General features: G+C 68.3%; 22 protein-coding genes and 1 riboswitch. Of the genes, 10 read left to right on the top strand and 12 right to left on the bottom strand.

Going from position 1 to position 18,907, the window contains the following annotated elements; all coding sequences use genetic code 11:
- Window positions 1-65 precede the first annotated feature (65 nt).
- Genes purD through H7X47_RS03945 form a run of 3 tightly spaced genes read left to right on the top strand, consistent with a single transcriptional unit; the run spans window position 66 to window position 2,527 of the window.
- Complete coding sequence (gene purD / locus H7X47_RS03955) at window positions 66-1,346, top strand: phosphoribosylamine--glycine ligase (RefSeq protein WP_193367282.1); 1,281 nt, start codon at window positions 66-68, stop codon at window positions 1,344-1,346.
- A gap of 7 nt (window positions 1,347-1,353) precedes the next feature.
- Complete coding sequence (locus H7X47_RS03950) at window positions 1,354-1,983, top strand: class I SAM-dependent methyltransferase (protein WP_193367281.1); 630 nt, start codon at window positions 1,354-1,356, stop codon at window positions 1,981-1,983.
- A gap of 10 nt (window positions 1,984-1,993) precedes the next feature.
- Window positions 1,994-2,527 carry a GNAT family N-acetyltransferase gene (locus H7X47_RS03945; RefSeq protein ID WP_193367280.1) on the top strand — a complete coding sequence of 178 codons (534 nt, stop codon included), beginning with the start codon at window positions 1,994-1,996 and terminating at the stop codon, window positions 2,525-2,527.
- A 114-nt stretch (window positions 2,528-2,641) separates the two neighbouring features.
- On the opposite strand, the gene speE is transcribed toward H7X47_RS03945, so the two are convergent.
- Window positions 2,642-3,490 carry a polyamine aminopropyltransferase gene (gene speE / locus H7X47_RS03940; RefSeq protein WP_193367279.1) on the bottom strand — a complete coding sequence of 283 codons (849 nt, stop codon included), beginning with the start codon at window positions 3,488-3,490 and terminating at the stop codon, window positions 2,642-2,644.
- Entirely contained in the window at window positions 3,487-3,975 is a 489-nt protein-coding gene (gene speD, locus H7X47_RS03935) for an adenosylmethionine decarboxylase (protein ID WP_193367278.1), read from the bottom strand. Before speD ends, speE begins: the two co-directional genes overlap by 4 nt.
- 218 nt (window positions 3,976-4,193) lie before the next feature.
- A riboswitch (yybP-ykoY riboswitch) is annotated at window positions 4,194-4,303 on the top strand.
- A gap of 90 nt (window positions 4,304-4,393) precedes the next feature.
- Between speD and H7X47_RS03930 the strand changes: the two genes are divergently transcribed.
- Window positions 4,394-4,681, top strand: a complete 288-nt coding sequence (locus H7X47_RS03930) for a TMEM165/GDT1 family protein (RefSeq protein WP_193367277.1) — start codon at window positions 4,394-4,396, stop codon at window positions 4,679-4,681.
- Window positions 4,682-4,856: 175 nt separating this feature from the next.
- Here the strand turns inward: H7X47_RS03930 and H7X47_RS03925 are convergent, their stop codons facing one another.
- Window positions 4,857-5,201, bottom strand: a complete 345-nt coding sequence (locus H7X47_RS03925) for a DOPA 4,5-dioxygenase family protein (RefSeq protein ID WP_193367276.1) — start codon at window positions 5,199-5,201, stop codon at window positions 4,857-4,859.
- 44 nt (window positions 5,202-5,245) lie between these two features.
- Window positions 5,246-5,716, bottom strand: a complete 471-nt coding sequence (locus H7X47_RS03920; protein ID WP_227010139.1) for a nucleoside deaminase — start codon at window positions 5,714-5,716, stop codon at window positions 5,246-5,248.
- Window positions 5,717-5,887: 171 nt separating this feature from the next.
- On the opposite strand from H7X47_RS03920, the gene H7X47_RS03915 reads away from it, so the two are divergent.
- From H7X47_RS03915 to rsmD, 4 genes are all read left to right on the top strand, one after another.
- A complete protein-coding gene (locus tag H7X47_RS03915) occupies window positions 5,888-6,331 on the top strand; it encodes a DUF3775 domain-containing protein (RefSeq protein ID WP_193367275.1) in 444 nt (147 codons plus the stop codon).
- A gap of 69 nt (window positions 6,332-6,400) precedes the next feature.
- A complete protein-coding gene (locus tag H7X47_RS03910) occupies window positions 6,401-7,138 on the top strand; it encodes a gamma-glutamyl-gamma-aminobutyrate hydrolase family protein (RefSeq protein WP_193367274.1) in 738 nt (245 codons plus the stop codon).
- 13 nt (window positions 7,139-7,151) lie between these two features.
- Window positions 7,152-8,339, top strand: a complete 1,188-nt coding sequence (locus H7X47_RS03905; protein ID WP_193367273.1) for a pseudouridine synthase — start codon at window positions 7,152-7,154, stop codon at window positions 8,337-8,339.
- Complete coding sequence (gene rsmD, locus H7X47_RS03900) at window positions 8,314-8,883, top strand: 16S rRNA (guanine(966)-N(2))-methyltransferase RsmD (RefSeq protein WP_193367272.1); 570 nt, start codon at window positions 8,314-8,316, stop codon at window positions 8,881-8,883. The genes H7X47_RS03905 and rsmD overlap by 26 nt, the downstream gene beginning before the upstream one ends.
- A 51-nt stretch (window positions 8,884-8,934) precedes the next feature.
- Here rsmD and H7X47_RS03895 read toward each other — a convergent pair whose 3' ends face one another.
- On the bottom strand, window positions 8,935-9,456 hold the full coding sequence (locus H7X47_RS03895; protein ID WP_193367271.1) for a hypothetical protein: 522 nt from the start codon (window positions 9,454-9,456) through the stop codon (window positions 8,935-8,937).
- A 451-nt stretch (window positions 9,457-9,907) separates the two neighbouring features.
- Window positions 9,908-10,114, bottom strand: coding sequence for a hypothetical protein (locus H7X47_RS03890; RefSeq protein ID WP_193367270.1), 207 nt, complete (start codon window positions 10,112-10,114; stop codon window positions 9,908-9,910).
- 228 nt (window positions 10,115-10,342) lie between these two features.
- On the opposite strand from H7X47_RS03890, the gene H7X47_RS03885 reads away from it, so the two are divergent.
- Window positions 10,343-10,810, top strand: a complete 468-nt coding sequence (locus tag H7X47_RS03885) for an NUDIX hydrolase (RefSeq protein WP_193367269.1) — start codon at window positions 10,343-10,345, stop codon at window positions 10,808-10,810.
- Here H7X47_RS03885 and H7X47_RS03880 read toward each other — a convergent pair.
- The 4 genes from H7X47_RS03880 to H7X47_RS03865 all read right to left on the bottom strand — a co-directional run bounded on the left by H7X47_RS03880 (window position 10,749) and on the right by H7X47_RS03865 (window position 16,448).
- Window positions 10,749-12,239: an inorganic phosphate transporter gene (locus tag H7X47_RS03880; RefSeq protein ID WP_193367268.1), complete on the bottom strand. Its 1,491-nt coding sequence runs from the start codon at window positions 12,237-12,239 to the stop codon at window positions 10,749-10,751. The genes H7X47_RS03885 and H7X47_RS03880 overlap by 62 nt on opposite strands.
- A gap of 4 nt (window positions 12,240-12,243) precedes the next feature.
- On the bottom strand, window positions 12,244-14,091 hold the full coding sequence (gene mutL / locus H7X47_RS03875; protein WP_193367267.1) for a DNA mismatch repair endonuclease MutL: 1,848 nt from the start codon (window positions 14,089-14,091) through the stop codon (window positions 12,244-12,246).
- A gap of 142 nt (window positions 14,092-14,233) precedes the next feature.
- Window positions 14,234-14,551, bottom strand: a complete 318-nt coding sequence (locus H7X47_RS03870) for a hypothetical protein (RefSeq protein WP_193367266.1) — start codon at window positions 14,549-14,551, stop codon at window positions 14,234-14,236.
- A gap of 202 nt (window positions 14,552-14,753) precedes the next feature.
- Window positions 14,754-16,448, bottom strand: a complete 1,695-nt coding sequence (locus H7X47_RS03865; protein WP_193367265.1) for an acyl-CoA dehydrogenase family protein — start codon at window positions 16,446-16,448, stop codon at window positions 14,754-14,756.
- A gap of 107 nt (window positions 16,449-16,555) precedes the next feature.
- Between H7X47_RS03865 and H7X47_RS03860 the strand changes: the two genes are divergently transcribed.
- Window positions 16,556-16,924 carry a VOC family protein gene (locus H7X47_RS03860; RefSeq protein ID WP_193367264.1) on the top strand — a complete coding sequence of 123 codons (369 nt, stop codon included), beginning with the start codon at window positions 16,556-16,558 and terminating at the stop codon, window positions 16,922-16,924.
- Between the two features lie 4 nt (window positions 16,925-16,928).
- Here H7X47_RS03860 and H7X47_RS03855 read toward each other — a convergent pair whose 3' ends face one another.
- Window positions 16,929-17,438, bottom strand: coding sequence for a hypothetical protein (locus H7X47_RS03855; protein WP_193367263.1), 510 nt, complete (start codon window positions 17,436-17,438; stop codon window positions 16,929-16,931).
- 84 nt (window positions 17,439-17,522) lie between these two features.
- Window positions 17,523-18,902, bottom strand: a complete 1,380-nt coding sequence (locus tag H7X47_RS03850) for a M16 family metallopeptidase (RefSeq protein WP_193367262.1) — start codon at window positions 18,900-18,902, stop codon at window positions 17,523-17,525.
- Between the last annotated feature and the right edge of the window lie 5 nt (window positions 18,903-18,907).

Here is an 18,907-nt window from a genome sequence, read left to right as displayed (position 1 = left end):
TACAAGAGCCCCGCCGTGCAGGCCATGGCCGAGAGACGAAATTCAGGAAGTTAGTCGGGGGCGATATGAAGGTACTGGTTGTGGGCGGCGGCGGACGCGAGCACGCGCTGTGCTGGACCATCGCGGCCTCCCCCCTCTGCCACAAGCTCTACTGCGCGCCGGGCAACGCCGGCATCGCCGAAGAGGCCGAGTGCGTGCCCATCGCCGCCGAGGACGCCGAGGCCCTGGTCGCCTTCGTGCAGAAGGAGGCCATCGACTACGTGGTGGTCGGCCCCGAGGCGCCGCTGGTGCTGGGCCTGGTGGACCGCCTGGGCGAGATCGGCGTGAAGGCCTTCGGCCCCTCGGCCGCCGCCGCGCAGCTGGAAGGCTCCAAGGGCTTCACCAAGGACCTCTGCGCCAAGTACGGCATCCCGACGGCCGCCTACGCCCGCTTCACCGAGGCCGCCGCGGCCAAGGCCTACGTGCGCGAAGAGGGCGCGCCCATCGTGGTCAAGGCCGACGGCCTGGCCGCCGGCAAGGGCGTCACCGTCGCCATGACCGAGGACGAGGCCCTGGCCGCCATCGACGAGGCCATGGCCGGCGGCGCCTTCGGCGAGGCCGGCGCCGAGCTGGTCATCGAGGCCTTCCTGGAAGGCGAGGAAGCCAGCTTCTTCGCCCTGGTCGACGGCGAGACCGCCCTGCCGCTGGCCACCGCCCAGGACCACAAGCGCGCCTATGACGGCGACGAGGGCCCCAACACCGGCGGCATGGGCGCCTACTCCCCGGCCCCGGTGATGACCCAGGACCTGATCGACCAGACCATGGAGCGCATCATCCTGCCGACCGTGGCCGCCATGAAGGCCGAGGGCATGCCCTACAAGGGCGTGCTCTACGCCGGGCTGATGATCACCGACAAGGGGCCGGAGCTGATCGAGTACAACGTGCGTTTCGGCGACCCCGAGTGCCAGGTGGTGCTGATGCGACTGATGTCGGACCTGCTGCCGGCCCTCATCGCCAGCACCGACGGCCAGCTCGCCAGCTTCGACCTGCGCTGGTACGAGGAGGCGGCGCTGACCGTGGTCATGGCCGCCAAGGGCTATCCCGGCGCTTACGACAAGGGCACGGTGATCCGCAACCTCGACCATGCCGGCGGCAACTCCGACGACGTGAAGATCTTCCACGCCGGCACCAAGCTGGGCGCCGAGGGCGAGATCCTGGCCAACGGCGGGCGGGTGCTGAACGTCACCGCCATGGCGCCGAGCATCCGGCAAGCCCAGGAGCGCGCCTACGCCGCCGTCGACAAGATCGACTGGCCGGAAGGCTTCTGCCGCCGCGACATCGGCTGGCGCGCGCTCGAGCGCGAATAGGCGGCACATGAGCGAAGGCCCTTCGAGCCGGTTCTGGGACCGGACGGCCCAGCGCTATGCGCGCCGGCCCATCGCCGACGAGGCGGCTTACCGGACGAAGCTGGCAAAGACCCAGGAGTACCTGCGCCCCGGCATGGAGGTGCTGGAGTTCGGCTGCGGCACCGGATCGACCGCGCTGGTCCACGCGCCCCATGTGAGACACATCCGGGCCACCGACATCTCGGAGAAGATGCTGGAGATCGCCCGTGACAAGGCCGCCGCAGCCGAGATCGGCAACGTGACCTTCGAGCAGGCGGCGATCGACGATTTCCAGGCACCGGACGAAAGCTTTGACGTGGTCCTGGGACACAGCATCCTGCATCTGCTGCACGACAAGGACGCGGTGATCGCGAAGGTCCACCGGATGCTGAAACCCGGCGGCGTCTTCGTCTCGAGCACCGTCTGCCTCGGGGACATGTCGGTTCTCTTCCGGCCCTTCCTGGCGGCGGGGCACTTCCTCGGCATCTTTCCACTGGTCCGGGTCTTTGGCGAAGGCAGCCTGGTGAACAGCCTCGTTACTGCCGGTTTCCTCATCGACCACCAGTGGCGGCCGGGCAAGGGCAAGGCCACCTTTATCGTGGCGCAGAAGCCCGCCTGAGGCCGCCGCCATGTCCACGCAGCCCCGGATCCCCCTTCTCACCACCGAGCGGCTGATCCTGCGCGGCCAGCGGGCCGACGACTTCCAGGACTATGCCGCCCTGCGCGGCGACCCGGAGGTGGCCCGCTACATCGGCGGCAAGACCTGCACCCCCGCGGAAAGCTGGTCGCGCCTGCAGAGCAGCCTCGGCCACTGGGCCCTGATGGGCTACGGCTTCTGGGCGGTGGAGGAACGGGCCAGCGGCCGTTTCGTCGGCGAGGTCGGCTTCGCCGACTTCAAGCGCGGTCTCGGGCCCGACTTCGACGGCGCGCCCGAAGCCGGCTGGGTGCTGGCCCCCTGGGCCCACGGCAAGGGCTACGCCACCGAAGCGGCCGAAGCGGCGCTGGCCTGGGGCGAGCGGGAGCTGGGCATGACGCGCTTCGTCTGCATGATCGACAGGGTCCACGCCGGTTCCCTGCGCGTCGCCGAGAAATGCGGCTTCCGGAAATTCGCCGAGACCGAATTCACGGGCGACCCGGTGATCCTGCTGGAGCGGGTGACCTAGCCCCTCACCCCGCTTCGCCTGAGCCCGGCGCTGCCTCGCCAAGGCTGCACAACCCTCTCCCCGCGGGGGAGAGGGAGGGGCCCGCGAAGCGGGAGGGTGAGGGGGAACTGCCGCCTACGAAATCAGATCGGCAATGTAGTTCGGCAGGGCGAAGGCGCCGAGGTGGACCGCCGGGTTGTAGTAGCGCGTCTCGATCCCCGCCGCCTCGTAGCGCTGCTCCAGCGTCTCCAGGCTGACCTGGCGCTTGGCCGGGTCGTCGCTGCCCCAGCCGAAGGCCATGGGCCCGCCGGCGTAGGTCGGCACCGTCGCCAGGTAGCAGGCGGGATCGGCGAAGAGCGCCTTGAAGGCCCGCATCGTGTTGGTGAGTTCCTCGCCCTGCAGGAAGGGCACGCCGTTCTGCGTGACCAGGATGCCGCCCGGCGCCAGGCAGGTCTTCGCCTTGCCGTAGAAGGTGTCGGTGAAGAGCACCTCGCCCGGCCCCACCGGATCGGTGGAGTCGACGATGGCGACGTCGTAGCGCTCCTCACACCCGGCGACGAAGTCGGCGCCGTCAGCGATCACCAGGTCGAGGCGCGGGTCGTCGTAGGCGGACTTGCAGATCGACGGCAGATACTGCTTGGAGAAGTCGATGACCCCGGCGTCGATCTCGACCTGCGTCACCTTCTCCACGCTCGCATGCTTCAGCACCTCTTCCAGCATGCCGCCGTCGCCGCCGCCGACGATCAGCACCTTCCGCGCCGCGCCGTGGGCGAAGACCGGCAGATGGGCGAGCATCTCGTGATAGATGAACTCGTCCTTCTCGGTGGTCTGCACCACGCTGTCCAGGGTCAGCACGCGGCCGAAAGTCTCGTTCTCGAAGACAACGAGACGCTGGTGGTCCGTCTCGCTGTCGTAGAGAACCTTGTCGGCCCTGAGGCCAAGCTGGAAGTCGGCGTGGAGCTGTTCGACGCGCCAGCGGCTCACAGGCCGCGGCCCCGCCGGTGCTCCTCCACCGCCACGTGGGAAGGCGTGAAGCGCTCGCGCAGCACCTCCACGGCCAGCTCCGGCTTGGCCGCGCCGCACATGAAGATGTCCAGCGCCGCGTAGCCGATCTCCGGCCAGGAGTGGATGGAGATGTGCGATTCCGCCAGCACCGCCACGCCGGAGATCCCGTCGTTCGGCGTGAAGTGATGCAGGTGGATGTGCAGCAGCGTCGCCTCGGCGGCGTCCACGCACTCGCGCAGCGTCTCTTCGACGTAGGCGAGGTCATTGATCCCCTCGGCGCCCCACAAATCGACGATCAGGTGTGTGCCCGCAAAGCGCTCACCGTCGCGCTCGATGAAAAAGTCCTTCCGCTCGTCTTCCCCGGCGGGGGTCTGGGCGGTGATGTTCTGTTCTTCCGTTTTGGAGGCGCTTGGGTTCTCGTCCAAGTCGATCCCCAGTTGGAAGAGGGCGCGTGCTTGTGCCATCGGTCCTCCAACGCAACCAGTAGATTGACCCAGCAAAAAACTGAGGCGCGCGTTTTCGGGTTTTTGACGCCTCAATGCAAGGAAAAAGTTGGGAATCCGGTCGAGAAATCAAGGCCGACATTCGCAGGCCGCCGAATTGCGCCGCCGTTAACCTTGCCGGCGTATTCCGCCCGCCCCTGCCCCGGTCCTTGCCATGGCCGGCCGGATCGCCTATCTGGGAACGGTTCGTAGGGGAGTAGCCGCCCCGGCTCAACGGGGGCCCGTATCAACAGACTTGGCGCCGGGACGCTGTCCCGTGGGCCATGGTGCGGGCGGATCCTCTGGATTTGGCGAGACCTATGACGTTCCGCGGGGCAGCAGGAGCCGGCCCGCGCGGCGCGTCATAGTGTGTCGGCGGCTCCGGAGAGATCAAAAAACAATGTCTGAAGTCCTCATCATCTTCACCACCGTCTTCTTGGCCGAACTGGGCGACAAGACCCAGCTCGCGACGATTCTCTTCGCCGCCGAGCGCGAGTCCTCGCCGCTGCTGGTCTTCCTGGCCGCCGCCGCGGCGCTGGTCTGCTCGACGGCCCTGGCGGTGGCCCTGGGCGTCGCCGCGGAGCGCTGGCTGACCATGCTGCCGCTGAAGCTGCTGGCCGGCCTCGGCTTCGTTGCCATCGGCCTCTGGACGGTCTGGGATCATTTTCAGGCCGCTCCGGCGGCCTAGCGGATCCTGCAGGATTCTCCACTGTCGTCCCGGGGCTTGTCCCCGGGACCCATTGGCGCTTGCGAAAGACGACGCATTGCCGGGCCTGCGCCCATGGAACGGTCAGGGCATTGGGTCCCGGCAACAAGTGCCGGGACGACAACCTTCGATTTGGGAAGGGCGAAGCCAGTCCCCGCTATTTAAGCGCGTCGAAGTCGAGCTCGGCCTTCTCGCCGAGCCAGATCGCGTGGTCGCGGTGGTCGGGCAGGGCCTCGCCGGTCTCCGGATGGACGAAGACCGTCAGGCCGCCGCGGTTCAGCGCCAGCCAGGGCACCAACTCGGCGAAGACCTCCGGCGTGAAGGCGATCTGGTAGCTCCACTGCGGATGCGGGCCGACCGGGCGGTCGTGCCAGCGCCCCAGGCGCACCTCGAAGCGTTCCTCGATGGCCGCGCGCAGGGCCTCGGCCGCCGCCTTGCTGGCGGCGTCGTAGTAGACGTGGGCGTGGTAGCCGGTGATGGAGCTCGTGTCTTTCGCCGTCATGACGCCCTCATTCTCTGCCTGCCGTGCATTCTCACATATAGGGCTCAGCGGCGCTCACGGAAGAAGTCCTGCAGCAGGGCGCCGCAGGCCTGCTCCTGCACGCCGCCGACGACCTCCGGGCGGTGGTGGCAGGTCGGCTGCTGGAAGATGCGCGGGCCGTGGTCGACGCCGCCGCCCTTGGGGTCGTAGGCGCCGAAGACCAGACGGCGCAGGCGCGCGAAGGCGATGGCTTGGGCGCACATGGGACAGGGCTCCAGGGTCACGTAGAGATCGGCCCCGGTCAGCCGCTTGGCGCCTAGATCGGCAGCGGCGGCGCGGATCGCCAGCATTTCCGCATGCGCCGTGGGATCGGCGTCGCGTTCCACCCGGTTGTGGGCGCGGGCCAGGATCTCGCCGCTGGCCACGTCCACCAGCACGGCGCCCACCGGCACCTCGCCGGCCGCCGCCGCCAGGCGGGCCTCGGCCAGGGCCGCGGCCATGTAGTCCTGCCGCGAGGCGCCTGGGGATTTGGTCATGGGGGATCTGGTCATGGCGCGAGAGCCTGCCCGCCGCTCAAGGCCCGGTCAAGCGCCCCAAAACCCCCGCAAGTCCGGCTTGCCGGCGAATTGCTATAAGTCAATGTTCAAGCTTCGCCCGAGGGCCTAAGCTTCCCGTCAAATGGAGTGACGTTTCAAGGAGTGGACCCCATGGCAGGAACGAAAACGGTTGATGCGGAACCCGAAGTGATCCCCCTGGAGGTCGAACCGGCCACGGTCGCCTTCCTGATCGCCAAGGCCCGCGCCTTCGACGCCAAGGTCGCCCCGGCCGACCGGGACACCGTCTCGCAGCCCGGCGAGGACGACGACCACGACGCCCTGGAGGACTACGGCGACGACCCCGTGGCCGCCGAGATCACCGAGGTCATCGCCGACCTGAACGAGGACGCGCAGGCCGAACTGGTGGCCCTGACCTGGGTCGGGCGCGGCGACTTCTCCGCCGAGGAATGGTCAGAAGCGGTGCAGGACGCCATGGACCGCAAGTCCGGGCCGACGGCGGACTACCTGCTGGGGATGCCGCTGCTGGGCGACCTGCTGGAGGAAGGCTTCGTCACCCTGGGCTATTCGATGGAGGACTACGAGGTCCCCGTCTAGAGCGCCTATTCGGAAGTTGTCGGGGGCCCTGGGGATGCCTAGATTGCGCCCATGGCAAGACGACGCCCCATGGCAACACAACGCGGCACGCCGCCCTCCAAGGGGCCGGTTGTCGGCATCACCCTGGATTCCGAGAACCCCGGCGGCTGGTCCAACTATCCCTGGTATGCCGTGCGGCGGAATTACTGCGAGGCGGTGCTGCAGGCCGGCGGCCTGCCGGTGCTGCTGCCGCACGAGCCGGCTGAGGCCGAGGCCTACCTGGAACGCATCGACGCCCTGCTGATCACCGGCGGCGCCTTCGACCTGGACCCGGCCCTCTTCGGCGCGAACACCCGCCACGAGAGCGTGCGCACCAAGGACCGCCGCACCGCCTTCGAGGCCGCCGTCGCCCGCGGCGCCCTGGAACGCGACCTGCCGCTGCTGGGCATCTGCGGCGGCCAGCAGCTCTTGAACGTGGTGCTGGGCGGCACGCTGATCCAGCACATCCCCGACGAGGTGGAGAATGCCCTGGCCCATGAGCAGCCCAACCCGCGCCACGAGCCGGGCCACGCCGTCGCCGTGACCGGCGGCAGCCTGCTGCACGACATCTGCGCCAGCGCCGAGATGGCCGTGAACTCGGCGCATCATCAGGCGGTGAAGGATGTCGGCCCCGGCGTCACGGTGAACGCGGTGGCCCCCGACGGCGTCGTCGAGGGCATCGAGGCGGCGGACTACCGCTTCTGCCTGGGCGTGCAGTGGCATCCCGAGTACTTGATCGGCCCCGGCGACAGCGCCCTCTTCCGCGCTTTCGTCGCCAGCGCCAGCTAGGAACAGAAAGACCATGGCCGAAATCGAAGCCGACGCCACGCCGCAGAGCTGTGAACGCATCGCCAAGGTCATCGCCCGCGCCGGGCTCTGCTCGCGCCGCGACGCCGAGACCTGGATCCGCGCCGGGCGGGTCAGCGTCGACGGCAAGGTGCTGACCAGCCCCGCCGCCGTGGTGACGGGGGCCAGCCGCATCGCGGTGGACGGCGAGCCGCTGCCCGCCGCCGCGCCGCCGCGCCTCTTCTGCTACCACAAGCCGCGCGGCGAAATCACCAGCGAGCGCGATCCCCAAGGCCGTCCCACGGTCTTCGACCACCTGCCCGGCGGCCTGCCGCGCCTGCAGGCGGTGGGGCGCCTCGACATCAATTCCGAGGGCCTGCTGCTGCTGACCACCGACGGCGGCCTGAAACGTCAGCTGGAACTGCCGAGCAGTGGCTGGCTGCGCCGCTACCGCGTGCGCGCCCAGGGCCACGTCCACCCGAACCGCCTGGCGGCGCTCGCCAAGGGCATCACCGTCGACGGCGTCGACTACGGCCCGGTGGAGGCGGTGCTCGACCGCCAGTCCGGCGCCAACGCCTGGCTGACCTTCGCCCTGCGCGAAGGCAAGAACCGCGAAGTGCGCAAGATCTGCGCCCACCTGGGCCTGCGGGTGAACCGCCTGATCCGCGTTTCCTACGGCCCCTTCAAGCTGGGCAAGCTGCCGAAGCGGGCGCTGGACGAGGTGCCGCCCAAGCAGCTGCGCCAGGCCCTGGGCCAGGAAGACCCGGACAAGAAGAAGAAGGGCAAGGGCTTCGCCAAGGCCAAGCCGAAGCCCAACCGTCCCGGCTCCAAGCGCGGCTTCAAGCACCAGCGCGAGGCGGAGCAAAAGGAAAAGCGCCAGCGCCGCAGCCCGAAGCAGGAGGCTGCGAAGAAGAAGGCCGCCGCGGCCAAGAAAGCAGGGCCCGAGAAAGCTGCCCCCAAGAAAGCGAGCCCTAAGCGCCCCCTCGCGAAGAAGCCCGCGGCCAAGAAGACCACCACCAAGAAGGCGGGAACGAAGAAGCCGTTCTCCAAGAAGCCACTCGCCAAGAAACCGGGCGTGAAGAAGGCGGCCCCGAAGCGCGGCGCGCCGAAGCGGACCGCCTCCCGCAAGACCGGCGGCCCCAGATCCAGCGGCCCCAAATCCAGCGGACCGAAGAAGCATGCGCATCGTCGCCGGCCGTCATAGGGGCCGCAGCCTCAAGACGCCCGAAGACCTGGCCGTGCGGCCCACCGCGGACCGCACGCGCGAGGCCCTGTTCAACATCCTGACCAGCGGCAAGCTGGCCGAGGAAGGCCAGCAGCGCCTGACCGGCGCCAGGGTGCTGGACGCCTTCGCCGGCACCGGGGCCCTGGGCCTGGAGGCCCTGTCGCGCGGCGCCGCCGAGGCGACCTTCATGGAGAACTACGCCCCGGCCATCGAGATCTGCCGCGCCAACATCCAGAACCTGGGCGAAGGCGAGCGCGGCAAGCTGCTGGCCTGCGACGTGCTGCACCCGCGCCCGGCCCCCGCGCCCTGCGACCTAGTCTTCCTCGATCCGCCCTATAACCAGGGCTTCGCCGAGAAGGCCGTGGCCAGTCTGTTGAAGGCCGGCTGGATCGCCGAGGGCGCCCTGGTCTCCGTCGAGCTGATGAAGAACGAAGCCTTCGAGATTCCCGAAGGCTTCAGCGAACTGGACGCCCGCAGCTACGGCAAGGCCAAGCTGGTTTTCCTGAAATACGGGGAAATCTGACCCCCTGGCCCTGCATCGGCGCAGCAATCTGTAAATCGTATCGAGGTCGCGCTAATCTTGCGATTTGCCGTAACTGCCTAAATGCCCGGAAAAGGGATTGAGGCCGCAGGCCAGCAGACAGGAATCACACCCCGGATGCCAGAGAGAGACACCTACTACGGCATCGAAATCAGCCCGGAATACCGCGCCGTGATAGAGCGTCAGCGCGCAGCAAAGAAGCTCGAGCGTTCGAACGCGGCAAAGGTCATGCGGCGCTTTGCCTAGAGGGTCAAAGCACTGGGCTTCAAGAGGAAGAGCACTTGGTTTGCCCGTGAAAGCGGGCTGTTTGTGCAATTCCTTCATGTCCACAAGTTCACCTTCGGCCCGTGCTTCCGGCTGCACTACGGCATCCGCGTGTTGAACGATGCCCGGGAATTCGTCGCCTTGAATGGGCCGTCGGAAACCCGCGGCCTTGAGTTTGGCGCAGACGAAGACTCGCTGGAGCACTGTGCCCAGGCAATGCATGCGCTTGTCACCGAGGAAGCAGAACCGTGGTTTGCGGCCCAAACAGCCGAAAGGTTGCTCAAGGCCCACAGTTGCCTGTACCCAGAAGAACGCGAGGCCTTGAGGCGGGTCCAGGCCGGAGAGGTGGACGAAGACGTTGCTCAGCGGTCGCGGGCGTTATTCGGGCTCCAGTAACCCGCGCGTGGCGACGATAATGTGTCAGTCATCCGGGCAACTGCTTCCCGGGATCGGATTGCCGCTACGGTCGATCAACAAACCGTCCGAGCAAACCACGACAAAGGGTGCCCGCTTCGACGGAACCGCGCTCGAGGGATCGCCTTTGTAGAAGCGAACGCTGTTGCCCGCATTCGCAGGATCCTCCCAGCACCACCCATCCCCGCCACGCAATGGCCGGCCGCGCCATGTCTCAGGTATCTGGGGAGGCCGATTCTTGCCGGTCCAAGGTTCGTTCACGATCCCCCTCCCATGGTTGGCGATGAAGAACTGAGACAAAGAAAGGGTGCGGTTGCTGCTGCCGTGCCTAGTGGCGCTTCCAGCCGAAGAAGGCGACGGCGAGGCCGAGCGCGAAGGGCAGCCAGAACCACAGCAGCGCCTCCTTGTTCAGCCAGTTGATCGACGGCTTGGCGTTGCTCGTGTTCCAACCGGCCGCCAGCGCATTCAGATAAAGCCAGACAACCAGGGCTCCGGCGGAAATGAGGACTCCCAACACCATCAGGAAAATGCGCACCGTTCGACCATCCTGTTCAGTGGCCTGGAAACGCCGGCCCGGCCCCACAATAGCCATTCATGCAATTCGCGCCTACCGGATAGCGAACTCCCCGGCGCACGCTGCACCGCCTCCCGATGAACTCAAGGCTTGATCCGGAAATCTGCTTGGCTGACTATCCTACTCCTACAGGACAATCGGCTCGCGTCGCGCCGAACCTGCTCAGACGCCGGTAACGAAAGCATCCGAATGCATCGCGTTGGTATCATTCCCTTCGACACCAGAGACAGCGACGTGGCGCTGCTCTTCGTCACCTCGCAGACCCGCGGGCGCTGGATCCTGCCCAAGGGCAAGATCGAGTCGGGGGAAACCCACATCCAGGCCTGCCACCGCGAAGGCTTCGAGGAAGCCGGCGTGAAGGGCGTGGTCCTGGACGATTTCCCGATGACGGTGGTGGTGACCAAGCTGACCGACAAGGGCAAGCGCGAGGTGCCCGTCACCTACTACCCCTTCCTCGTCACCGAGCAGCTCGACGACTGGCCCGAGAAGGACAAACGCCAGCGCCACTGGGCGCTGATCGAGGACGCGCCCCGCGTCGCCTACCGCGAGGACCTGCTGCCGCTGATCAGGCAGTTCGGCGACCTGCGGGCGTGGATCACAGAAGCTGCAAACAGCCGTAAATCAGCGCGGCAAGCAGAGCTGACGCCGGCACCGTGACCACCCAGGCGGCGGCGATGGAGACGGCGAAGCGCCGCCGCACCAGCAGCCGCATCGAACGATAGCCGCGGCTCTTGAAGGCGTCCTCGGCGGTCACGTTCAGCTTGTGCCCGGGACGGAGTTTCTTCTTGTTCGGGTTTTCCAGGAACTCGCGCAGGAAACCGACGCCGAAGACAGCGCCCACGGCGATGTGCGTCGAGCTGACCGGCAGCCCCAGCGTCGTCGCGATCAGCACCGTCACCGCCGCCGAGAGGGCGACGCAGTAGGCCCTGGCCGAGTTCAGGCGGGTGATCTTCTCCCCGACCACGGTGATCAGCTTCGGCCCGAAGAGCCCGAGCCCCAGCGCGATGCCGAAGGCACCCACGGCCATGACCCAGAGCGGGATCGTGACCTCCCTGGCGATCCCCGACTGCTGCACCGTGGAGACGATGGCGGCCAGCGGACCCACCGCGTTGGCGACATCGTTGGCGCCGTGGGCGAAGGACAGCAAGGCGGCGCCGGCGATCAGCGGCAGGTTGAACAGGCGGTTGATGTCGGTCCGCCGGTTGGCCAGCTCGCGCACGCGCGCGGCGATGTAGGGGCGAGAGGCGGCATAGGCCGCCGCGAAGGCCGCGATCGACAGCAGGACGATCTCCAGCATGCCCGGGTGCCAGATCTTCTTCAGCCCCTTCAACAGCATGTAGGCCGTGAAGGCGCCGGCCATGAGGCCGATGAGCACGGGCACCCATTTCTTCGCCGCGGCGAGTCGGTCCTCGACGTAGAGGATCCTCGTCTTGATGAAGTAGAGAATGAGCGCGGCAAGGCCGGCGCCGATGACGGGGGAGATGACCCAGCTGGCGGCGATCGCCGACATGGTGCCCCAGTTGACCAGGCCGAAGCCCGCCACGGCGATGCCGGCGCCGAGGACGCCGCCGACGATGGAATGGGTCGTGGAAACCGGGGCGTTGAGGATGGTCGCGAGGTTGATCCACAGGGCCGCGGCGAAGAGCGCGCTGAGCATCAGGTCGCGGAAGGCCATGACGCTGACCTCCGGGCCTGGGGAAATGATGCCCTTGGAGACGGTCTTGACCACGTCGCCGCCCGCCAGCAGCGCGCCGGCGGCCTCGCAGACCGCGGCGATGAACACCGCCGCCAGGACGGTCAGGACCTTGCCGCCGACGGCGGGCCCCATGTTGTTGGCGACGTCGTTGGCGCCGATGTTGAGCGCCATGTAGCCGCCGACCACGGCGGCGACGGCGACGATCAGCCAGTCCTCGCTGATGGTGCTCTGGTAGCCGCCGACGGTGCTGCCGACCACCGCCAGAAAGATGATGGAGAGGCCGAGCGGCACGATGACGCCGCGCAGGCCGAAGAAGACCGACTGCACGTAGCCGTAACGCCGGAGGTCGTTGACGTAGCGGTTCTCGGTTTTCTTGACGGGAGTGCTCACGTGGTCAGCGCCGCCCGAAGAGTTTTTCGATGTCGGCGAGCTTCAGTTCGACGTAGGTCGGGCGGCCGTGGTTGCACTGGCCGCTGTGGGGCGTCGCCTCCATCTGGCGCAGGAGGGCGTTCATCTCCTCGGCATTGAGACGGCGGCCGGCGCGCACCGAGCCGTGGCAGGCCAGGGTGCCGCAGACGTGCTCGAGCCTTTCTCTCAGCGCCAGCGCCTCGCCCAGCTCGGCCAGTTCGTCGGCCAGGTCGCGGATCAGGCCGGCCACCTCGACCTCGCCCAGCAGGGCCGGCACTTCGCGCACCACCACGGCGCCGGGGCCGAAGGCCTCCACCACCAGGCCCAGTTCCTCCAGCTCGCCCGCGCGTTCGGCGATGCGCGCGGCGGCGCTCTCCTCCAGCTCCACCACTTCGGGCAGCAGCAGCATCTGCCGCTTCACGCCGCTCTCGCCGAGCTGCTGTTTCATGCGCTCGTAGACCAGGCGCTCGTGGGCGGCGTGCTGGTCGACGATGACGATGCCGTCGGCCGTCTGCGCCACCACGTAGGTGCCGTGCAGCTGGGCGCGGGCGGCGCCCAAAGGGAAGCTCTCGGCCTCGGGCTCGGCGGCCTCGCGGGCCAGCGCCTGGGCGGAGGCCGCCACCGCCGCGGGCGCGGCATCGAGCCCCGGCAGCTGGCCCCCAGCCTGCTGACCCCAGGTGTTGTTGAGCGGCGCGGCGTAGGTCGCCGTCGCCTCGGCAAGGCCGCGCGGCAGGGTCGTCGCCGGCCGGCCCCAATTGCCTTGATAGGCCGCCGGTCCCGACTGCGGCCGGAAGGCGCCCAGCGCCGTCTCCGACACGGTGGTCGAAGCGCGGTGGCCCGCCTGGGCCAGGGCGTGCTTGCAGGCCGAGACGATGAGGCCGCGCACCAGGCCGGGGTCGCGGAAGCGCACTTCGGCCTTGGCGGGGTGCACGTTCACGTCCACCTGCTCCGGCGGCACCTCCAGAAACAGGGCCACCAGCGGATGGCGGTCGCGGGCCAGGAAATCCTGGTAGGCGCCGCGGAGGGCGCCGTAGAGCAGCTTGTCGCGCACCGGCCGGCCGTTGACGAAGAGGTATTGGTGCTGGGCATTACCGCGGTTCAGCGTCGGCAGGCCGACGTAGCCGGTGAGGCGGAGGCCCTCGCGCTCCGCGTCGATGGCCAGCGCGTTGTCGGCGAAGTCGCGGCCCATGAGCGCCGAGAGCCGCTTCAGGCGCCCCTCGAAAAGTTCGCCCTCGGCGGGGGCGAGGCCGATCAGCTTCCTCTCCCCGTCGGAAAGCGTGAAGCCGACCTGCGGATGCGCCATGGCCAGGCGGTTCACCGTGTCCTGGGCGTGGGAGACCTCAGTGCGGGCGGTCTTCAGGAACTTGAGCCGCGCCGGGGTGGCGAAGAAGAGGTCGCGCACCTCCACGCGGGTGCCCTTGGGGTGGGCGGCGGGCTGGGGCTTGCCGAGCTTGCCGCCCTCGACGGTCAGCGCCCAGGCCTCCCCGGCTTCCGCCGGGCGGCTGGTGACCGTGAGGCGCGCCACGGCGCCGATGGAGGGCAACGCCTCGCCGCGGAAGCCCAGGGAGGCGATGTGCACCAGGTCGTCGTCGGGCAGCTTGGAGGTGGCGTGGCGCTCCACCGCCAGGGTCAGCTCCTCCGGGGTCATGCCGCAGCCGTCATCGGTGACGGCGATGAGGGCCCGCCCGCCGTCGCGCAGCACCACGTCGATGTGGCGCGCCCCGGCGTCCAGGGCGTTCTCCACCAGCTCCTTCACGGCAGCCGCCGGGCGCTCCACCACCTCGCCGGCGGCGATCTGGTTCACCAGGGTCTCGGGAAGGCGGCGAATCGGCATAAAGGCTGGGTTTCCGGCCGGACTGTCAGAACTGGTCGGAGACTAGCAGACCTGGCGGAGTCGCGAAAAGCCGGGGAAATCGAGGATTTTCCCCACCCCCCGGCTCCAGGTGCGGGACCGGGCGGCGGGGCATGGGGACAGGTTAGCGCTTGGCGAGGGTCTGCCCCTTGGCGCGCGAATACTGCTTCAAGAGCGTGGCACTCGGCTCGGGCAGGCGTTCGGCCGCGGATTTCAGCTGGATGGCGGTCGGCCGGGCTTCCTGGCTGGCGTTGCAGATCGGCGCGGCGGCGATCATGCAGTTGGAATACTTCTTCTCGGACTCGAGGGTCCCGTCGCCCGGGTAGGCCCAGTCGCAGACAGCGTGGGCGGTCGACCAGCAGGTTTCACCAGCGTTCGCCTGGGTGGCGATACCGGCGCCGAGCACGGCCACCGGGATCAGGGCAAGGAGGGTCTTTTTCATCGAACGAAATTCCTTTGGCTTTGAAAAGATGGGCGGTGCCGCGGGAGGCGGCGCCGCATATGTCCGATGAGTAGGCGGCAGGCCTGAAATGGTTCACAGCCGCCGGCAGAAATCCGATGCAGGAGGAATTATCTTTAGAGACGACCCCTCACCCAAAAGAGACCGGCGCGACGGGCGCCAGCGGCGGAGCCTGGCGAAGACTTCAGGCGGCGGGAGGCAAGGCCCGCTCCAGGATGGCGCGGCAGTCGGCCACCTGGCCGCCGGCCCCGTAGGTGTGCCGGAAGGCCCCGTCGAGCCGGCCAGCGATGAAGGCCTCGGCGACCGACGACGGCGCCTGGGCGCGCAGCAGCCCCGCCGCGGCGGTGCGGGCGAGGCGTTCCACGAAGTGCCGGGCGCGGCCCTCGAGGCTGCCGGGATCGGCGAGCAGGGCGCGGAGATCGGCCAGCGCCGCTTCCAGGCGCGGCTCGCCGCGCGCCGCTGCGTCCAATTCCGCCAGCACAGTCTCCACGGCGGCGACGTCCTGGGCGCGGACGCGCAGCACGTCGAGGCACATGACGTTGCCCGAGCCCTCCCAGATCGCGTTCAGGGGCAGCTCGCGGTAGAGCCGCGCGGCCGGCCCCTCCTCCACGTAGCCGTTGCCGCCCAGGCACTCCATGGCTTCGTAGCCCAGCGCCGGGGCCATCTTGCAGACCCAGTACTTGGTGACCGGCGCCATCAGCCGGCGCCAGGCCGCCTCGGCCTCGTCGGCCGCCGCGCGCTCGAAGGCGCGCGCCAGGCGGAAGGCCAGGGCTGTCGCCGCCTCCACATCGACCGCCATGTCGGCCAGCACCGCGGCCATCATCGGCTGATCCACGAGGTGCTTCTGAAACACCCGGCGGTGGCGGCAGTGATGCAGGGCCATGGCCAGTGCCAGGCGCATCTGCCCCGCCGAGGCGATGGCGCAGTCGAGCCGGGTCAGGGTCACCATCTCGATGATGGTGGCGATGCCGCGTCCCTCCTCGCCCAGCAGCCAGCCGTGGGCGTTCTGCAGTTCGACCTCCGAGGAGGCGTTGGCGCGGTTGCCGAGCTTCTCCTTGAGGCGCTGCAGGCGCAGCGGGTTCACCGAACCGTCCGGCAGGAAGCGCAGCACGTAGAAGCAGGACAGCCCGCCCGGCGCCTGGGCCAGCATGAGGAAGGCATCGCACATGGGCGCGGAGAGGAACCACTTGTGGCCGACCAGGAGGTATTCCCGCCCGGGCCCGGCAGCGGCGCAGGGCTTCGCCGTGGTGGCGTTGGCGCGCACGTCGGTGCCGCCTTGCTTCTCGGTCATGCCCATGCCGAGGGTCATGCCGGCCTTCTCCTCCAGCGGTCGGAAGCGTTCGTCGTAGCGCCGCGACAGCACTCTGGGCAGCAGCGCCTCGGCGATCTCCGGCTGCGTCAGCAGGGCGGGCACGGCGGCATTGGTCATGGTCACCGGGCAGAGGTGGCCGGGCTCCGTCTGCGTCGTCATGTAGAGCCGCGCCAGACGCGCCACCTGGGCGCCGTCCTCCGGCAGACCGCCGGGCGTTTTCAGATGCTCCCAGGCCGAGCAGTGCAGCCCGGCCTTGAAGCTGCGGCGCATCACCTCGTGATAGGCCGGGTGGAACTCGACCAGGTCGAGGGGAAAGCCCTTCTGGTCGAAGCGGCGCAGGCGCGGCGGGTTCTCGTTGGCAAGGCGGCCAAGGTCGAAGGCCTCGGCGCTGCCGGCGACGGCGCCGAAGGCGGCCAGCTCCTCGTGACGCGCCATGACACCCTCGCGCCGCACCGCCTCCTGCAGGGCAGCGTCGCTGAGGAAGAGGTTCAGGTCCTGGAACGGCGGGCTCTGGTTGCTGACCTCATGGGTGGCGAAGGGGTGGGTGGCGAAGCTCTCCCCGGCCATGGCAGCCTCCTTTGCGTCCGAAGACCATTATAGCGCGAAGGGAAAGGCTTGGCTGCGGGCCTCTGCGCCTGCGAGACTGCGGCCTCACTGCACAGCCGAGCAGGATCATGATCAGCCACATCGACCACATTGTCCTCACCGTCCGCGATATCGAGCGCGCGGTCGCCTTCTACACCCGGGTCCTGAAGATGGAGGCGGTGACCTTCGCCGGCGGGCGCCGGGCGCTGAAGTTCGGCAAGCAGAAGATCAACCTGCAGACTTTGGGGATGGAGACCCGCAACTTCGCGGGCATCGGCTCCGGCGACCTCTGCCTCATCACCGGCTGGGAACCCGAAAAGGTGGTCGCCCACCTCGAGGCCGAAGATGTCGCGATCGTCGAGGGGCCGGTGGAGAAGACCGGCGCCATGGGGCCTATGACCTCGGTCTACTTCAACGACCCGGACGGCAACCTCATCGAGGTCGCCAGCTATCCCTGAGCGGCTACCAGCCGCGGAGCCTGGTGATGGCCCCGGCGATGCCCCGCGGGCTGAAAATGCAAACCGCGCCCAGGCCAACCATCAAGACCAAGCTGATGAGGCTCGTCGATACGACACGGCCGCTCTGTATGAGGTCCTGCAGGACTGAGGTGAGGCTCGGCACCAATAGGATCAGGACCCAGAGGCCGGTCGCAACGACCACGACTGACAGGGCGTTCTGGGGGGACCAGGTTGCGGGCTTCTCCTCCTGTGGCTCCGGTGTTCCACGCGCGACCTTTGCGGCGAACCAGCCCGCGCGGAACCACAAAATCAAGGCGATGACGAGATTCAGGAGTGCCGACTGAAAAAAGGGGTCGAACTCGAACTCGTTAGTCCGCACCAAGCCCCAGGACTCGCTGATGTTGAGAGACTGCAGATAGAAAAAGAGGTTGCTTGTCTGCGCCTGAATGACGCTCAAGAGAACGTAGATTGCCAACAAGCGGCAACCGACGAAGGCAAGGTTTCTCGGCGACATGGTCATTCCCCGAAGTTGGCGAACAGCCTCCAGGCTACACCATCTTCAGGTTGTGCGCGGGAAAAAATCGGCCTCGACTTTGCCTCAGCTCCCGCCGCTGGGGGCATCCTGCGTCGCAGTGATGCCCTCGGGCGCGCCGACCACGACGACGCTCAGCGCGTCGGGCCGGTAGATCCGCTTGGCGACGCGCCTGGCGTCGTCCAGGGTCACCGCTTCGATGTAGCTGTTGCGCTTGTCGAAGTAGTCGATGCCCAGGTCCTCCATCTGCATGCCGACCAGCATGCCGGCGATGTTGTCGGAGCTGTTGAAGCGCAGCGGGAAGGAGCCGGTGAGGTAGCGCTTGGCGTCGTCCAGCTCCTCGGCGGTGGGGCCCTCGGCGGCCATGCGCGCCCACTCCTGGCGGATGAGCTCCAGGGATTCGCCGACGCGGGCGTTCTGGGTGGCGGTGCCGCCGGCGATGATGGCGCCGTGGTCGAGCGGCGCCAGGTAGGCGTAGACCGAATAGGCGAGGCCGCGCTTCTCGCGCACTTCCTCGACCAGGCGCGAGGAAAAGCCGCCGCCGCCCAGGACGTAGTTCACCACGTAGGCCGCGTAGTAGTCCGGGTCCTTGCGCTTGATGCCCTGGTGGCCGAGCGCCACCACCGACTGCGGGATCGGCTTGTCGATCACCACCACGGCGCCGGGGTTGCCCACCTGGGCCTCCGCCACCGTGAAGGGCGCCGCCTTCTCCGGCAGCGTGCCGAAGGTCTCGTCCAGCGCCTTGCCCAGCTCGGCCGGCGTGATGTCGCCGACCACGCCGACGAAGAGGCGGTCGCGGCCGAAGCGCTGCTGCACGAAGCCGCGCAGGTCGTCGGCGGTGATGGCGGCGATCGAGGCCTCGGTGCCGTTCACCGGCCGGGCATAGGGATGCTCGCCGAACATCAGGCGGCGCAGCGTGCGGCTGGCGATGGTGTTGGGGTCTTCGGACTCCCGCGAGAGGCGGGCGATGATCTGGCTGCGGATGCGCTCCACCGGCTCCTCGTCGAAGCGCGGCTCGGTCAGCGCCAGGCGCAGCAGCTCGAAGGCGCGCTCGCGGTTCTCGGTCAGGGTCTCCAGCGAGCCGGAGAAGCTGTCGAGCCCGGCGTTGAAGCGCAGGGTGATGGAGAGGTTGTCGAGTTCGCCCTGAAAGGCCTGGGAGTCGAGCGGCCCGGCGCCCTCGTCGATGGAGCTGGAGACCATCTCGGCCAGCCCCACCTTGCCCTGCGGGTCGAGGGCGGCGCCGCCCAGGAAGGACAGCTCCAGCGCGATGATCGGATTGGTGTGGTCTTCGACCAGCCAGGCCTCGATGCCGCCGGGGGAGACCACGCGCTGCACCTCCACGGCGCGCGCCTGAACGGCGGAGAATACGATAGAGAAGGCGATCGTTGCCGCGACCAGCAGCGCCATCACCGGGTTGCCCAGAACCCGGCTGCTCGGGCTTCGCATCAAGA

It is taken from the genome of Pelagibius marinus (genome assembly GCF_014925385.1).
Classification (GTDB): Bacteria; Pseudomonadota; Alphaproteobacteria; order Kiloniellales; family Kiloniellaceae; genus Pelagibius; species Pelagibius marinus.
The sequence above is the reverse complement of the archived record's forward strand: the minus strand, read 5'-3'. Positions and strand labels throughout refer to the sequence as shown.

Excerpts from the sequence above, each read along its gene's own strand:
- purD (WP_193367282.1), top strand. The coding sequence starts at position 66 with ATGAAGGTACTGGTTGTGGGCGGCGGCGGACGCGAGCACGCGCTGTGC.
- H7X47_RS03950 (WP_193367281.1), top strand. The coding sequence starts at position 1,354 with ATGAGCGAAGGCCCTTCGAGCCGGTTCTGGGACCGGACGGCCCAGCGC.
- H7X47_RS03945 (WP_193367280.1), top strand. The coding sequence starts at position 1,994 with ATGTCCACGCAGCCCCGGATCCCCCTTCTCACCACCGAGCGGCTGATC.
- speD (WP_193367278.1), bottom strand. The coding sequence starts at position 3,975 with ATGGCACAAGCACGCGCCCTCTTCCAACTGGGGATCGACTTGGACGAG.
- H7X47_RS03930 (WP_193367277.1), top strand. The coding sequence starts at position 4,394 with ATGTCTGAAGTCCTCATCATCTTCACCACCGTCTTCTTGGCCGAACTG.
- H7X47_RS03925 (WP_193367276.1), bottom strand. The coding sequence starts at position 5,201 with ATGACGGCGAAAGACACGAGCTCCATCACCGGCTACCACGCCCACGTC.
- H7X47_RS03920 (WP_227010139.1), bottom strand. The coding sequence starts at position 5,716 with ATGACCAAATCCCCAGGCGCCTCGCGGCAGGACTACATGGCCGCGGCC.
- H7X47_RS03915 (WP_193367275.1), top strand. The coding sequence starts at position 5,888 with ATGGCAGGAACGAAAACGGTTGATGCGGAACCCGAAGTGATCCCCCTG.
- H7X47_RS03910 (WP_193367274.1), top strand. The coding sequence starts at position 6,401 with ATGGCAACACAACGCGGCACGCCGCCCTCCAAGGGGCCGGTTGTCGGC.
- H7X47_RS03905 (WP_193367273.1), top strand. The coding sequence starts at position 7,152 with ATGGCCGAAATCGAAGCCGACGCCACGCCGCAGAGCTGTGAACGCATC.
- rsmD (WP_193367272.1), top strand. The coding sequence starts at position 8,314 with ATGCGCATCGTCGCCGGCCGTCATAGGGGCCGCAGCCTCAAGACGCCC.
- H7X47_RS03885 (WP_193367269.1), top strand. The coding sequence starts at position 10,343 with ATGCATCGCGTTGGTATCATTCCCTTCGACACCAGAGACAGCGACGTG.
- mutL (WP_193367267.1), bottom strand. The coding sequence starts at position 14,091 with ATGCCGATTCGCCGCCTTCCCGAGACCCTGGTGAACCAGATCGCCGCC.
- H7X47_RS03870 (WP_193367266.1), bottom strand. The coding sequence starts at position 14,551 with ATGAAAAAGACCCTCCTTGCCCTGATCCCGGTGGCCGTGCTCGGCGCC.
- H7X47_RS03865 (WP_193367265.1), bottom strand. The coding sequence starts at position 16,448 with ATGGCCGGGGAGAGCTTCGCCACCCACCCCTTCGCCACCCATGAGGTC.
- H7X47_RS03860 (WP_193367264.1), top strand. The coding sequence starts at position 16,556 with ATGATCAGCCACATCGACCACATTGTCCTCACCGTCCGCGATATCGAG.
- H7X47_RS03855 (WP_193367263.1), bottom strand. The coding sequence starts at position 17,438 with ATGTCGCCGAGAAACCTTGCCTTCGTCGGTTGCCGCTTGTTGGCAATC.
- H7X47_RS03850 (WP_193367262.1), bottom strand. The coding sequence starts at position 18,902 with ATGCGAAGCCCGAGCAGCCGGGTTCTGGGCAACCCGGTGATGGCGCTG.